The sequence below is a fragment of the Enterobacter cloacae complex sp. BZL2005 genome, from assembly GCF_049238885.1.
GTDB lineage: Bacteria > Pseudomonadota > Gammaproteobacteria > Enterobacterales > Enterobacteriaceae > Enterobacter > Enterobacter roggenkampii.
The window spans coordinates 515,114-529,445 of sequence record NZ_JBMKGI010000002.1; the positions used below are offsets into that span (position 1 = coordinate 515,114).

Below are 14,332 nucleotides of genomic sequence, written 5' to 3' on the forward strand. Positions count from 1 at the left end.
CGTTAATCCTTCAGGAAGCTGACCGCTTTATCCGGGAAATCCGTAAACAGTCCGTCCACGCCCGCCTGGTTATATAACACCTCATAAAGCTGATTCACATCCGTGGCATACGGCGGCAGCTGGTCTGCACGCACGGTGTACGGATGCACCTGCATCTTGCTGGCATGCGCCTCTTTCACCATCGCCGTCAGCTTCACGTGGCCCGGCGTTGAGCCTTCCGCCACCAGCATGTGGTAATCCGGCCCGATGCCGTCGGCGTACTGCGCAATCTGCTTCATCGCGCCCGGCTTAAACATCCAGTCGTAGCTGTAGTTCACCCACTTGCCGTCCGGCTGCTTCTCCTGGGTTTCATTCCAGTCGGTATAGGCGATCAGCTGCACCAGATTGAGATCCATCCCCATCTTCGGCTCCAGCTCGGTTTTGATGCGCTTCAGCTCGGCGGCGTCAAAACACTGCAGGTAGACTTTGTCCTGCTTGCTGGTGTAGCCGTACTGTTTGAGCACCTCCAGCGTCTTCGCGGCAATGTCTTTCCCTTCCTGATGGTGGAACCATGGGGCTTTGATTTCCGGGTAGATGCCGATGTTTTTACCGGTGGAGTGGTTCAGTCCCTGAACAAACTCAATCTCTTCCTGGAAGGTATGGATCCGGAAGTCAGATTTGCCCATCGGGAAACGTCCCGGATAGACCTGCACCTTCTTGCCGTTTTCAATCTCGAAGCCTTCGGTGAACTTCAGGGAGCGGATCTCCGCCAGCGTGAAGTCAATGGCGTAGAAGCGGCCATCTTTGCGGGCGCGATCCGGGAAACGCTCTGCCACGTCCGTCACGCGGTCAAGATAATGGTCGTGCAGGACGACCAGCTGGTCGTCCTTCGTCATCACCAGATCCTGCTCCAGATAATCCGCGCCTTGCGCATAGGCCATCGCTTTCGCCGGGAGCGTATGCTCCGGCAGATAGCCGCTGGCACCGCGGTGGGCAATAACGATTTTATCCGCCGCCAGCGCGGAGCCTGTCATCAGGCCCGCCAGCAGCAGGCCGGTTGCTAACTGAGTTAATTTCATCGCAAAGCTCCTTATTGACGACGCGCCAGCACTTCCGCGTGGTGACGTTTTTCCCCGATCATCACAACAATCAGCAGCAGTACCGCCAGCACGCTTCCGCCAATCATCACCATAAAGCCGCCGTCCCAGCCGAAGAAGTCAACGGTATAGCCCACGATGGCGCTCGCCGCGACCGAACCGCCGAGGTAGCCGAACAAGCCGGTAAAGCCCGCCGCCGTTCCCGCCGCTTTCTTCGGCGCCAGCTCCAGGGCGTGAAGACCGATCAGCATCACCGGACCGTAAATCAGGAAGCCGATGACGATCATACAGGCCATGTCTACTGATGGGTTGCCCGGCGGGTTGAGCCAGTAAACGACGGTCGCGATGGTGACCAAGGTCATAAAGAACACGCCCGTCGCGCCGCGGTTGCCTTTAAACACCTTATCTGACATCCAGCCGCAAAGCAGCGTGCCTGGGATCCCGGCATATTCATACAGGAAATAGGCCCAGGAGGACTTATCCAGCGCGAAGTGCTTCACCTCTTTCAGGTAGGTCGGGGACCAGTCGAGGATGCCGTAGCGAAGCAGGTAAACGAACACGTTCGCAACCGCGATGTACCACAGCAGCTTGTTCGGCAGGACGTACTTCATGAAGATCTGTTTTGCGGTCAGCTCTTCTTCGTGCTCCTTGCTGTAATCATCCGGATAGTCGTTTTTGTACTCTTCAATCGGCGGCAGGCCGCAGGACTGCGGCGTATCGCGCATCAGGGCGAAGGCAATAATCGCCACCAGAATGGCACCAAAGGCAGGCATGTAGAGCGCCGCGTGCCAGTCGTTGAACCAGGCCATCCCCAGCAGGAACAGCAGCGGCGGAATACCGCCGCCCACGTTATGGGCGCAGTTCCATACCGACACGATGCCGCCGCGCTCTTTCTGCGACCACCAGTGCACCATGGTGCGTCCGCACGGCGGCCACCCCATTCCCTGGAACCAGCCGCAGAGAAACAGCAGCACGAACATGATGGCAATGCTGGAGGTTGCCCATGGCACAAATCCCATAAACAGCATCACCGCTGCCGCCAGGATCAGACCGGCAGGCAGGAACACGCGCGGATTCGAGCGATCCGACACGGAACCCATGATGAATTTGGAAAAACCGTAGGCGATGGATATCCCCGACAGCGCGAACCCCAGATCGCCGCGGGAGAAGCCCTGCTCCACCAGATACGGCATGGCGAGCGCGAAGTTTTTACGTACTAGGTAGTACGCCGCATACCCGAAGAAGATCCCCAGGAAGATTTGCCAACGCAGACGGCGATAGAGCGGATCTATTTCTGCCTCTGGCAGACGCGCCCTGTGGGGCGCAGGTTTGAAGATACTGAGCATAACAGCCTCCGTGGCCTTGAAATGAATGAGCAGGTGGCTCGCACCTGAATTCCAGAGGCGGGGATGTTAAGAAATCACGGTGATTGTTACTGTGAATCAACGCACAGATTGTTACAGAAATATGACAGAATGCGCAAAAAAGCGCATGAAATCACGTTTCACTTTCGAATTCCGCGCGTTTATGTTCGAAATCAAACAAACCACAAAATTACTATGGCTAAATGATAAAAAACGAACATAGAGGGTAAACAATGACCAGTCACGATCCTCGTTATAGTGATGTGATAATCATTGGTGGTGGCGCAACCGGCGCCGGGATCGCGCGCGATTGCGCCCTTCGCGGCTTTAGCGTTACGCTTCTGGAACGCCATGATATCGCCACGGGCGCAACCGGACGGAACCACGGCCTGCTGCACAGCGGCGCCCGGTATGCGGTCACCGACGCGGAATCCGCGCGCGAATGTATTGCTGAAAACCAGATCCTCAAGCGTATCGCACGCCACTGCATTGAGCCGACCGACGGCCTCTTTATTACCCTTCCTGAAGATGACCTCGCCTTTCAGGACACCTTTATTACCGCCTGCACTGCTGCGGGCATTCAGGCGGAGGCCATGGATCCGGCGCTGGCGCGGCGGCTGGAACCGTCGGTTAACCCGGCGCTTATTGGCGCGGTGAAAGTCCCTGACGGTACCGTCGATCCGTTCCGCCTGACCGCCGCCAACATGCTGGACGCCCGTGAGCATGGCGCACGCATTCTGACCGGACATGAAGTGACCGGGCTTATTCGCGAAGGTCATCGCATCTGTGGGGTGCGGGTGTTTGATACGCAGTACAACGAGCACGGCGAGCTGTATGCCGCCGTAGTGGTTAATGCGGCGGGGATCTGGGGCCAGCGTATAGCGGAATATGCGGACCTGTCGGTGCGCATGTTCCCGGCGAAAGGCTCGCTGCTGATCCTCGACCACCGCATCAACAACCACGTGATTAACCGCTGCCGCAAGCCGTCTGACGCCGATATCCTCGTCCCGGGCGATACCATTTCATTAATCGGGACGACTTCAACGCACGTGGACTACAGCGAGATTGATTACAACCGCGTCACCGCTGAAGAGGTGGATATCCTGCTGCGGGAAGGGGAAAAACTGGCCCCGGTGATGGCCCAGACGCGGATTCTGCGCGCCTACGCGGGCGTGCGTCCGCTGGTCGCCAACGACAACGACCCGAGCGGACGGAACGTCAGCCGGGGCATCGTGCTGCTCGATCACGCCGCGCGCGACGGCATGGACGGGTTTATCACCATCACCGGCGGCAAGCTGATGACCTATCGCCTGATGGCCGAGTGGGCGACCGATGCCGTCTGCCGCAAGCTCGGAAATACCGAGCCGTGCGTCACGGCAGAACAGCCGCTGCCGGGATCGCGGCAGTCCACCGAAAAAACGCTGCAGAAAATCATCTCCCTGCCCGCGCCGCTGCGCGGGTCCGCGGTATACCGCCACGGCGACAGAACGCCACCGTGGCTTGGTGAAGGAAGATTGAGCCGCAGCCTGGTGTGCGAGTGCGAAGCCGTGACGGCCGGTGAGGTGCAGTACGCGGTGGAGAACCTGACGGTCAACAGCCTGCTCGATCTCCGCCGCCGCACCCGCGTCGGAATGGGGACCTGTCAGGGCGAACTGTGCGCCTGCCGAGCTGCGGGGCTGTTGCAGCGCTTTCATACCACCACAGCCACCCAGTCGCTCGATCAGCTCAGCGCGTTTTTAAACGAGCGCTGGAAAGGCATTCAGCCTGTCGCCTGGGGCGATGCCCTGCGTGAAAGTGAATTTACCCGCTGGGTCTACCAGGGGCTTTGCGGTCTGGAGAAGGAGCAACACGATGAAATTTGATACCGTGATTGTCGGCGGCGGGCTGGCGGGCCTGCTCTGCGGCATTAAGCTCACGAAGCAGGGGCTGCGCTGCGCCATTATCACCCGGGGGCAGAGCGCCCTGCACTTCTCGTCGGGCTCGCTGGATCTGGTGGACGAAGCGTACCGCGATAAGCTGCCGCCGGAGCACCCGTATCACCTGGTTGGTGCACAGCATATTGACCGCTTTGCGCTGGAAACCGAAGCGCTGCTGGCGGAGTGCGGCGCGCGTCTGCAGGGCAGCGCCAGGTTCAATCACCAGCGCGTTACGCCGCTCGGCACCCTGCGTTCCGCCTGGCTCAGCCCGGAGGAAATGCCCGTTGCCCCCATTCGCGCGGGACGCGTGCGGGTGGTAGGGATTAGCGGCTTTCTGGATTTTCAGCCCCATCTCGCGGCGGCGTCACTTTGTCGCCAGGGCGTTAACGCCGAAACGGCAGAGATAGAGCTGCCTGAGCTTGATGTCCTGCGCGATAACCCGAGCGAGTTTCGCGCGGTGAATATCGCCCGTTTTCTGGATAACGAAGAGAAATGGCCGTTGCTGTATGACGCCCTCAGGCCGCTTAGCAACAACGGTGACGCCCTGCTGATGCCCGCCTGCTTCGGTTTACGCGACAACCGGCTCTGGCGCTGGCTCTCGGATCGTCTGCCCTGCTCGCTCGGCCTGCTGCCAACGCTGCCCCCGTCTGTCCCCGGCATCCGCCTGCACACCCAGCTCCAGCGCCAGTTTGTTGCCCAGGGCGGCGTGTGGATGGCGGGGGATGAGGTGAAGAAAATTACCCTGGTGGACGGCGCGGTAAGCGAAATCTGGACGCGAAACCACGAGGATATTCCGCTTCGCGCCCGCTATACGGTGCTGGCAAGCGGCAGTTTCTTCAGCAACGGGCTGCTGAGCAGCCGGGAAGGCATTCGGGAAGCCATTATGGGGCTGGATGTTCGCCAGCGAGCCTCTCGCGCGGACTGGTATCAGAGTGATTTCTTCTCGCCGCAGCCCTGGCAGCAGTTCGGCGTGATTGTCGATAACCACCTGCATCCGCAGCTTGCCGGTAAGCCCGTCAGTACTCTTTTTGCCATCGGTTCGCTGCTGGGCGGATACGATCCCATCGCCCAGGGATGCGGTGGCGGCGTCTGCGCCGTCACGGCGCTGTATGTGGCAGAGCAGATTAGCCAGCGCACGGAGGCTGAACAATGAACGACACCCGTTTTGAAAGCTGCATCAAATGCACGGTGTGTACCACCGTCTGCCCGGTCAGCGGCGTGAACCCACGCTATCCCGGGCCTAAACAGGCCGGGCCGGACGGCGAGCGCCTGCGCCTGAAGGACGGCAAGCTGTACGATGAAGCCCTGAGATACTGCATCAACTGCAAACGCTGCGAAGTCGCCTGCCCGTCGGATGTGAAAATCGGCGATATTATCCAGCGCGCCCGGGCGCGCTACAGTACGCAAAAGCCGTCGCTGCGGGACGCGATTCTGAGCCACACCGATCTGATGGGCAGCGTCTCTACGCCGTTTGCCCCGCTGGTGAATGCCGCGACCTCTCTCAAACCGGTGCGCCAACTGCTGGATGCCACGCTGAAGATAGACCATCACCGCAGCCTGCCGAAATATTCTCATGGCACCTTCCGCCGCTGGTATAAATCCGTGGCGGCGGAGCAGGCGCAGTACGCCGAGCAGGTGGCCTTTTTCCACGGCTGCTATGTGAACTACAACCATCCGCAGCTGGGTAAAGATCTGCTGAAAGTGCTGAACGCCATGGGAACTGGCGTTCAGCTGCTTAGCAAGGAGAAGTGCTGCGGCGTGCCGCTGATTGCTAACGGGTTTACCGATAAAGCGCGCAGGCAGGCTCAAAGCAATGTCACCTCCCTGCGCGAAGCCATCGTCGACAAGGGCATACCGGTGCTGGCGACCTCGTCCACCTGTACCTTCACCCTGCGCGATGAATATCCGCATCTGCTGGACGTGGACAACACCGGCCTGCGAGAGCACATCGAGCTGGCAACACGCTTCCTGTGGCGCAAGCTGGACAGCGGGCAGACGTTGCCGCTGGGGAAATTGCCGCTGAAAGTGGTGTATCACACGCCGTGTCATATGGAGAAGATGGGCTGGTCGCTCTATACGCTGGAGCTGCTGCGGTTAATCCCGGGGCTGGAGCTGACGGTGCTGGACTCGCGCTGCTGCGGGATTGCGGGAACCTACGGCTTTAAGCGTGAAAACTACGAAACGTCGCAGGCGATCGGCGCTCCGCTGTTCCGTCAGATTGAGGAGAGCGGCGCGGATATCGTGGTGACGGACTGCGAAACCTGCAAGTGGCAGATTGAGATGTCCACCAGCAAGCGCTGCGAGCATCCGATTACGCTGCTGGCAAAGGCGCTCGGGTGAACATGGCCGGGGCGAAAGGCCCCGGCACAGGCGTTACTCTACGAACAGCGACTCAACCACGTTAATCCAGCCGTGCTCGCTGGCCACCTCTTTGCCATTCAGCCAGCGGCGCAGCATGTTCAGCGCCATCATGGCGCATACCTCCTGACGCACCGCCAGGCTGTGGCGGGTAATGCTCATTTTTACCCGCAGGGCATGGGTGCCCTCGGGCGTCGCCAGCGCGAAGTTGAGGTATTCCTCATCCAACCCGCCGACAAACAGCGCCAGACCGGCAAAATGCTTCACCCTTCTCTCGGACGCCCAGCGGGCGGTTTGCGCGAGAGTCTCCTGCTGGAACGGCACCACTTCGCTGGCCAGCAGCGGCGCGTTGACGCGCGACAGCTGCAGCGCCAGCAGGCCACCGGTGAACTGCTCGCTTAAGGTCACGCTCAGCTGACGCGACTGCAGATGCTTCGCAATCTGCGCCGGTAGCCCTTCCGTGCCTTCAAAGATCAGGCTTTCACCCGCTACGCGCTGCACCTCAGGCCACAGCGCCAGCATCGCCTCTTTCTGGGTGGCCGGTCCGGTCAGCTTAAGCTCAATGATCGGCATGGAGGATCGATAGCCCATAGACACGCCCGGCGGGAGTGAGAGGTGATCGAGGCTCTGAGCCAGATCGCTTTCCGAACGGCCAAAAGTGGTCAGACGCAGGCACAGCGGGGGTTCCGGCAGGGTAAAACGCTGGCGAAGGCGCGGCAGGATCTGCTGCTCGACCATCACTTTAAATTCTGAGGGCACGCCCGGCGTGAAGAACATCAGGCAACGGTTCAGCTGCATGGCAAACCCGCACGCGGTACCGACCGGGTTATCGACCAGTTCAGCACTGGCGGGAATTTCAGCCTGTTTGCGGTTGCTGGGGGCCATGACGCGGCCACGTTCGGAGAAAAAACGCGCCATCTGCGAGAGCCACGCCTCATGCAGCACCAGCCCTTCGCCTTTTGCGGTCGCGGCGGCCAGGGCACTGAGATCGTCACTGGTGGGGCCGAGCCCGCCGTTCACAATCAGCACGTCGCACTGTTCACTGCGCTCGCGCAGAACAGCGACCAGTGACTCAAGATTGTCGCCCACCGTATTGCGGCGCGTTAACGGTAATCCTTGCTCAAAGAAAAGATCGGCAAGCCAGGCAGCATTGGTATCAATAATTTGTCCATGCAGCACTTCGTCGCCGGTGGATAACATCTCCACGTTAATCATTGTGTTCTCCCGCTTATTTGGTCAAAACACTATAGCGCAAACGCGGGGTGGAGAAGAGGAGAAACTGGCGCGACAGCATGCCGCGCCGGAGAGATTAGAAGCCTGCGCTCACGCCCACGTACGGACCGTCGGCCAGCGCGTTGTCGCGGTTGCCGTCTTTACCGGCCAGGTTCAGATAGCGATAGCCTGCTTCGATGGTGATTGGACGCATGATGGTCCAGCGCGCGCCGGCGTTGGCTTCCTCATAGCTGTCGATACCGCTGGAGAGGGAGTCCGGAGAGTAGTAGTACTCGCCAAACAGGCCGAAGCTGTCGCCAATTTTCCACTGCAGGCCGCCGCCCACTGCCGCCGCATATCCTTCGTCACCGTCATTTGGGTTGGTATAGATACCTTTACCGCCGACGGTCGCCAGGAACGGGCCCAGAGGAATGTTGAGGCCCAGGCCGAGGCTTGCCGCGTCGCCGTCGTCATCGTTATGCGTCCAACCGCCGGTCATCGCCAGACCGGATGTCTCGGTACCCATGCCGAAGCCCAGGTGGGTATAATCCTGACCCGCCGAGCCGTTAATGCTAATGGCGTTCGCCGCCGCAGATACAACCATCAGGCCGAAGCCCACTAATGCCACTTTTTTCATTGTCGTGATCCCGCACAATTTTTATAGAGAAGTCCCAAAACCGCGAGATTTTAACCTGGGTCTTCCGGGGATCAAGCACTCTGCGTGCGGCAGGCCAGTAGATTGTAACTATTTGAAACGGCTATTATCCCTTCAGCGTTGCGTTAACCCACTCCTGCAGCGCGCGGCGCGAAACTTTAATGCCGCCATTTTTGAGTTCAGTCGGCAGCAGCAGCCAGCGGACGGGTTGCTCAAAACGCGCCACCTTGTCCCTGACCCAGTCGGGTAAAGTGGTGATATCCGTTCCCGGCTCGCACTCCACCACCGCCACCGGACGTTGCCCGAACTCAGCGTCGTCCAGCGGAACGATAAACACCTGGTTAACCTGCGGGTGCGTGGCGATAACGCGCTCGAGCGATTCCGGCTGGATCCCTTCTCCGCCGCTAAAAAAGAGGTTATCCATGCGGCCGAGGATCGTCAGACGGCCGTCATGCCATTCGCCGCGATCGCGGGTGGCGAACCATCCCTGCGCGTTGGTCAGCGGAATCAGTTCACCATCCCGCCAGTAGCCTGAGGCCATGCTTTGCGCTCTGATCCAGACTTCACCGTTAACGACCTGCACCTCTCTGCCCGGCAGCGCACGGCCCACGTCCGGCTCGCCGTCGGCCTCTTTCGCACAGACGGTTGACGCAAACTCGGTCAGACCGTAGCCGCAGAAGGTGCGTATATCCTGCTCTCGCGCCTGTTCGGTCAATTCCACAGGGATGGCCGCCCCGCCCAGCAGCACCGCTTTCAGTGCGACAGGCTGGTGGGCATTAAGCAGACGCCAGAGCTGGGTTGGCACGAGCGAGGCGTGGGTGCAGCCGCACAGCGCCTGCTCCAGAGGCTGTTTCTCGCGCACGGTTAACCGCGCGCCGGCCTGCAGCCAGCGCCATAAAATCCCCTGGCCCGAAACGTGGAACAGCGGCAGCGAAAGCAGCCAGTCGTCGTCTTCACCGTAGGGCATCAGCGACAAAACGCCGCTCGCGCTGGCAAGATGGGCTTCGCAGGTATGGACCGCCGCTTTCGGCAGACCGGTGGAGCCGGAGGTCAGCGTCATGGAGGCCAGCCGCGCCGGTTGCCACGCAGCGCAATACGCATTGGCGGTCTCGCGCATGCTCAGGGCAGGAAGGCCGTCGTAGCTGCCGTCCAGCACCAGCGCAAAGCGCAGCGTCATCTGCGGGAGCAGCACGTCCAGCAGCGGGCGCGGCAGCTGCGGATTAACGGGAAGAATACGCGCCCCGCACTGGAGTAGCGCCAGCCACGCCAGCAGGGTTTGCGGATGATTATGGGCCTGCAGCAGCACGCCGCAGCCCTCCTCCACGCCCTGCTGGTGAAAGCCTGCCGCAAGGCTGTCGATGCGCGCGCACAGCTGTTGCCAGCTGAGCACCTCGTCGTTCAGCCTCAGGACCGGTTTATCGGCAAACAGCGCGCACCAGTGTCGCCACGGCCAGTCGGTAAAACTCATCGCAACGGCTCCAGCGCCGCGACGTCGAGGCACGGCAGCGCGCTGTCCGGCCACGGGCGGAGAAGCTGAGCCTGCATCAGGTTCAGCGTGTCGAGGCCGGGGACCGTGTCAGGCGTTAACCAGGCGGCCATGCGCGCCAGCTGGGTTAGCCCAAGGCTGGACTCAATTGACGAGCTGATCACCGCCGTCAGCCCTAAGGCGTGCGCCGCCGCGACCTGTTCGCGCACTTTCGCCAGGCTGCCGGTCAGCGTCGGTTTAATCACTACCGCGCTTACGCCGGGCTCGGCAGCAAATTCAAAATCGGCCTCGCGCAGGCTTTCATCCCAGGCGATGGCAATCCCCGTTTCGCGGGCAAACGCGCGCGAATCCTCGCGGGTTTTGCACGGCTCTTCCAGGAAGGCAATGCGGCTCCGGTAGGCCGGGTTGACGTACTTCGCAAACTGCTGCGCCTTAAGCGGCGTCCAGGCGCGGTTGGCGTCCAGACGCAGATGCAGATCGGGGATCGCCTCCAGCAGCAGGTTGGCGACCATGCCGTCACGCACCGCTTCATAAAGCCCGACTTTGATTTTCGCGACCTTCTCGCCCGGCATGGCGGAGAGCTGCGCGAACAGCTCGTCCGGATCGCCCGTACAGAGCGGTGCCGCGCGGTAATTCCCCGCTTCTGGCAGGCTGCCGTCCAGCTCCGCCAGCGCGCAGCTGATACCAAAGGCCGCGGAAGGGACATCCGGTAACGCCGGGTTCTCGCCCTCACGCCACGCGTCTGCCCACGCCAGCAATGCAGCATGCGCATCCTCCAGCGACTCGAGGCTAAAGCCCGGCAGAGGCGAAATCTCGCCCCAGCCTTCCCGCTCGCCCTGCTGCAGATGCACGAAGAAGCCGTCACGGGTTTTTAACCGCCGTTCACGCAGCACCACGCCCGCGTCCATCGGTATCTGCCAGCGGTAAACCTGCGCGCGACGCATTACGGATTCCGTTTGTATTTGCTGAAGTCTGGCTGGCGTTTTTCGTTAAACGCGTTGCGCCCTTCCTGACCCTCTTCGGTCATGTAGAACAGCATGGTGGCGTTGCCCGCCAGCTCCTGCAGACCCGCCTGACCGTCGCAGTCGGCGTTAAGTGCCGCTTTCAGGCAGCGCAGCGCCATCGGGCTGTTTTGCAGCATTTCGCGACACCAGCGCACGGTCTCTTTTTCGAGATCGGCAAGCGGCACCACGGTATTCACCAGGCCCATATCCAGCGCTTCCTGCGCGTTGTACTGACGGCACAGGAACCAGATTTCACGGGCTTTTTTCTGCCCGACGATGCGCGCCATGTAGGAGGCACCCCAGCCGCCATCGAAAGATCCCACTTTCGGGCCGGTCTGGCCGAAGATGGCGTTTTCAGCGGCAATGGTCAGGTCGCACATCATGTGCAGCACGTGGCCACCGCCGATGGAGTAGCCCGCCACCATCGCCACCACCGGTTTTGGACAGGTGCGGATCTGACGCTGGAAATCGAGGACGTTCAGGTGGTGCGTCCCCGCATCGTCCTGGTATCCGCCGTAGTCGCCGCGCACTTTCTGATCGCCACCGGAGCAGAACGCTTTCTCGCCTTCGCCGGTCAGGACAATCACGCCGATGTTGTCGTCATAGCGCGCATCCGCCAGGGCCTGAATCATCTCTTTCACGGTCAGCGGACGGAAGGCGTTACGCACCTGCGGGCGGTTGATGGTGATTTTGGCAATACCGTCGGTGGATTTGTGGTAACGAATGTCGGTGTAGCCTTCGGAGCAGTCCTGCCATTCAACCGGGGCGTAAAGCATGTGTTCATCAGGATAGATCATAGAGTGTCCTTTATTCGAAGACGCAGTATCTGAGCCAGACTCGCGGCAACCGCGTCGGGGTTTTCCCGGTGGGCGTTGTGTCCGGCGTTGGGAATTGCATGGCAAACGGCGTTCAGCTCCGCAGCAAGGGCCGTAAACTTCTCATCACGTTCGCCATAGAGATAATCAAAAGTGAAATCACGTGCGCTGAGCGCGGTACGCAGGTCGGGCTGCACGGCCAGCGACGTCGCCTCGAGCATCATCGCCAGCGCCGCGCCGTTGTTCTGGCTGCGCAGGGTAATCAGCGCGTCGCGCTGGGCGTCCGTCAGGGAGGCAAACACGGGCTGTTGGTACCAGTCAGCGAATACCTTTTCCAACGGTTCGCTGCGAAAACGCGTCGCCCAGCGGCGGTCTGATGCCAGCCGCGCCTGTCGCGCATCGGCATCCTGCAGGCCCGGATGGCCGCCTTCTACCGTCACGCCCAACAGCCCCTTCGGCTGCTGGCAGGCATGGAACATCGCAATGCGGCCGCCGAGGGAGTACCCGACGAGCCAGAATTTCAGTATGTTGTAACTAACCTGAGTTCTGGTAAGCAACGCGCTCAGCTCGTCGAAGCCCGTCACGCCCAGGTGCCGGGATCCACCGTGTCCCGGCAGATCCAGATACAGCCGGGGGTAATCGCAAAGCCGCTCACCAACACCCTGCCACTCGCGGCAATCGCCGGAAAAACCGTGCAAAAAGACCAGCCAGGGATAGCCTGGTTTTCCAGCCTGCTGCACGCCAGTGAGGATCACAGCTGGCTCACCTGCGCCAGCAGGCTTTGCAGGGCCTGCGCACCGTCAGCCTCGTTAACCACCAGCTCAATCAGCGTCGCGCCCGGCTGCTTCCAGGCGGAGCTTAGCGCCGTATCCAGCTGTTCCCAGCTTTCCGGGCGATGGTATTTCAGGCTGAACATTGCCGCGGCGTGTTCGAAGTGCACGTTCTGCGGCATCAGATAGAAGCGCTCGCGCTCGCTCTGCGGCGTAGGCAGCAGGGAGAAAATCTGTCCGCCGTTGTTGTTAACCACGATCAGCACGAACGGGGCAGACGCCTGACGCAGCAGCGCCAGCGCGTTGAGGTCGTAGAGCGCGGAGAGATCCCCCACGATGGCCAGCGTCGATTTTGCGCTGGCGCGCTGCACGCCCGCCGCCGTAGAGATCAGCCCGTCGATGCCGCTGGCACCACGGTTGCTGTACACCGGGTAGCCCGCGGGCAGCTGCGAAAAGGCGTCAATCAGCCGCACGACCAGGCTGTTGCCGACAAACAGCTGCCCCTGCTCGGGCAGGTACTGGCGAATACGGTGCGCCAGCCCGGCCTCGCTGAACGCTTCACAGCGCGCATGGGTCAGTTCCCACGCCTGGCGCGACAGGTCCGGGAGGGTAACCGCCCAGGGTTTGCGTTTTTCAGCCGGATGGAGCGCCAGCCAGGCGTCGATACGGCTGACCAGACGACGACCGCGATGGTGCGCCGGGTCAAGACGCCCTTCCAGCGCGTCCACCAGCCAGTATTCGTCCGGCGTGCAGGTGGCCTGCCACTGCAGTAACCGCTTGCCGGTTAAACTCGATCCAAGCTGGACCACAATCTGCGCCTGCGACAGCTCGGTGACCGCTTTGGCATTACCCAGCCAGAGATCCGCGCACGGCAGCGGCTGCCCGGTCTGGGAAAGCACGTCGCCGATCAGCGGCCAGCCCAGGGTTTGCGCCCATTCGGCGACCAGCTTGCCTTCGGCAGCGCTCATGCGCCCGGCGATAACCACGCCGCGCTTCTGCCGCCAGAAGAACCAGTCGCGCTGCTTCGCGCTCTCAAGGTGCGTCTGCTCGCGCAGCCACGGTTTTTCACTCTGCCACCAGTCACCGAGAGACTGCTGCCAGTCAAGACCCGTGTCGTCCAGCTCGCCGTACAGCGGCTCGGCAAACGGGCAGTTGATATGCAGCGCCCCGCCGCGCAGCGTTTCCATGGCGTGATCGACGGTGGAGACCAGCCAGCTTGCCGGAATATCCTGGGTGGGCCGGGGCAGCGAAATCGTCTGCGAAGGATGCGAAGAAAAGAGTCCCGGCTGACGGATGGCCTGATTGGCGCCGCAGTCGATAAGCTCAGGGGGACGATCGGCCGTCAGCAGAATCAGCTTTTCACCGGTTAACCCGGCTTCAATCAGAGCCGGATAGAGGTTCGCCACGGCAGTACCGGAAGTGACAATCACCGCCACGGGTTCTTTGCTGACCTTCGCCAGACCCAGCGCGAGATGCCCGAGGCCACGCTCATCAAAGTGGGTGTGGTGAATCAACGCCCGGTTTTCGGCGGCCGCCAGCGTCAGCGGCGTTGAGCGAGAACCCGGTGCAATACACACATGCCTGACGCCATGGCGCGTCAGGGCTTCAAGGATCACCGCCGCCCAGCGTCGGTTAAAAGAACTTACTGACATGAGATTGTCCGGTATCAAGAATGC

At 61.2% G+C, this 14,332-nt stretch carries 12 protein-coding genes; 3 read left to right on the forward strand and 9 right to left on the reverse strand.

Annotated features, from left to right (window positions below; genetic code table 11):
* Positions 1–2: 2 nt before the first annotated feature.
* Positions 3–1,058 (reverse strand): glycerophosphodiester phosphodiesterase, encoded by a 1,056-nt coding sequence (glpQ, locus tag ACOTXI_RS06870; protein ID WP_008500233.1) that lies wholly within the window; start codon positions 1,056–1,058, stop codon positions 3–5.
* A gap of 11 nt (positions 1,059–1,069) precedes the next feature.
* On the reverse strand, positions 1,070–2,422 hold the full coding sequence (gene glpT / locus ACOTXI_RS06875) for a glycerol-3-phosphate transporter (RefSeq protein WP_045354273.1): 1,353 nt from the start codon (positions 2,420–2,422) through the stop codon (positions 1,070–1,072).
* 251 nt (positions 2,423–2,673) lie between these two features.
* On the opposite strand from glpT, the gene glpA reads away from it, so the two are divergent.
* From glpA to glpC, 3 genes are read left to right on the forward strand one after another with little or no spacing between them, the layout of a single operon-like run.
* Positions 2,674–4,302: an anaerobic glycerol-3-phosphate dehydrogenase subunit A gene (gene glpA / locus ACOTXI_RS06880; RefSeq protein WP_058654845.1), complete on the forward strand. Its 1,629-nt coding sequence runs from the start codon at positions 2,674–2,676 to the stop codon at positions 4,300–4,302.
* Complete coding sequence (gene glpB / locus ACOTXI_RS06885; protein WP_058654844.1) at positions 4,292–5,509, forward strand: glycerol-3-phosphate dehydrogenase subunit GlpB; 1,218 nt, start codon at positions 4,292–4,294, stop codon at positions 5,507–5,509. Before glpA ends, glpB begins: the two co-directional genes overlap by 11 nt.
* The gene (gene glpC, locus ACOTXI_RS06890; protein ID WP_058654842.1) at positions 5,506–6,696 is read left to right on the forward strand and encodes an anaerobic glycerol-3-phosphate dehydrogenase subunit GlpC; all 1,191 of its coding nucleotides are present in this window, start codon (positions 5,506–5,508) and stop codon (positions 6,694–6,696) included. Before glpB ends, glpC begins: the two co-directional genes overlap by 4 nt.
* Before the next feature lie 33 nt (positions 6,697–6,729).
* Here glpC and ACOTXI_RS06895 read toward each other — a convergent pair whose 3' ends face one another.
* From ACOTXI_RS06895 to menD, 7 genes are all read right to left on the reverse strand, one after another.
* Positions 6,730–7,929, reverse strand: coding sequence for a nicotinamide mononucleotide deamidase-related protein YfaY (locus ACOTXI_RS06895; protein WP_021241545.1), 1,200 nt, complete (start codon positions 7,927–7,929; stop codon positions 6,730–6,732).
* A 94-nt stretch (positions 7,930–8,023) separates the two neighbouring features.
* Positions 8,024–8,563 (reverse strand): YfaZ family outer membrane protein, encoded by a 540-nt coding sequence (locus ACOTXI_RS06900; RefSeq protein ID WP_008500226.1) that lies wholly within the window; start codon positions 8,561–8,563, stop codon positions 8,024–8,026.
* Positions 8,564–8,687: 124 nt separating this feature from the next.
* On the reverse strand, positions 8,688–10,049 hold the full coding sequence (gene menE / locus ACOTXI_RS06905) for an o-succinylbenzoate--CoA ligase (RefSeq protein ID WP_058654841.1): 1,362 nt from the start codon (positions 10,047–10,049) through the stop codon (positions 8,688–8,690).
* Positions 10,046–11,011, reverse strand: coding sequence for an o-succinylbenzoate synthase (menC, locus tag ACOTXI_RS06910; RefSeq protein ID WP_008500224.1), 966 nt, complete (start codon positions 11,009–11,011; stop codon positions 10,046–10,048). The genes menE and menC overlap by 4 nt, the downstream gene beginning before the upstream one ends.
* Entirely contained in the window at positions 11,011–11,868 is an 858-nt protein-coding gene (menB, locus tag ACOTXI_RS06915; protein ID WP_008500223.1) for a 1,4-dihydroxy-2-naphthoyl-CoA synthase, read from the reverse strand. Before menB ends, menC begins: the two co-directional genes overlap by 1 nt.
* Positions 11,865–12,641 carry a 2-succinyl-6-hydroxy-2,4-cyclohexadiene-1-carboxylate synthase gene (menH, locus tag ACOTXI_RS06920; protein WP_021241548.1) on the reverse strand — a complete coding sequence of 259 codons (777 nt, stop codon included), beginning with the start codon at positions 12,639–12,641 and terminating at the stop codon, positions 11,865–11,867. The genes menB and menH overlap by 4 nt, the downstream gene beginning before the upstream one ends.
* Positions 12,638–14,308 carry a 2-succinyl-5-enolpyruvyl-6-hydroxy-3-cyclohexene-1-carboxylic-acid synthase gene (menD, locus tag ACOTXI_RS06925; protein WP_021241549.1) on the reverse strand — a complete coding sequence of 557 codons (1,671 nt, stop codon included), beginning with the start codon at positions 14,306–14,308 and terminating at the stop codon, positions 12,638–12,640. Before menD ends, menH begins: the two co-directional genes overlap by 4 nt.
* Between the last annotated feature and the right edge of the window lie 24 nt (positions 14,309–14,332).

Coding starts and splice junctions, on each gene's coding strand:
- ACOTXI_RS06900 (WP_008500226.1), bottom strand. CDS start 8,563: ATGAAAAAAGTGGCATTAGTGGGCTTCGGCCTGATGGTTGTATCTGCG.
- glpT (WP_045354273.1), bottom strand. CDS start 2,422: ATGCTCAGTATCTTCAAACCTGCGCCCCACAGGGCGCGTCTGCCAGAG.
- menC (WP_008500224.1), bottom strand. CDS start 11,011: ATGCGTCGCGCGCAGGTTTACCGCTGGCAGATACCGATGGACGCGGGC.
- glpC (WP_058654842.1), top strand. CDS start 5,506: ATGAACGACACCCGTTTTGAAAGCTGCATCAAATGCACGGTGTGTACC.
- glpB (WP_058654844.1), top strand. CDS start 4,292: ATGAAATTTGATACCGTGATTGTCGGCGGCGGGCTGGCGGGCCTGCTC.
- glpQ (WP_008500233.1), bottom strand. CDS start 1,058: ATGAAATTAACTCAGTTAGCAACCGGCCTGCTGCTGGCGGGCCTGATG.
- menB (WP_008500223.1), bottom strand. CDS start 11,868: ATGATCTATCCTGATGAACACATGCTTTACGCCCCGGTTGAATGGCAG.
- menD (WP_021241549.1), bottom strand. CDS start 14,308: ATGTCAGTAAGTTCTTTTAACCGACGCTGGGCGGCGGTGATCCTTGAA.
- glpA (WP_058654845.1), top strand. CDS start 2,674: ATGACCAGTCACGATCCTCGTTATAGTGATGTGATAATCATTGGTGGT.
- ACOTXI_RS06895 (WP_021241545.1), bottom strand. CDS start 7,929: ATGATTAACGTGGAGATGTTATCCACCGGCGACGAAGTGCTGCATGGA.
- menE (WP_058654841.1), bottom strand. CDS start 10,049: ATGAGTTTTACCGACTGGCCGTGGCGACACTGGTGCGCGCTGTTTGCC.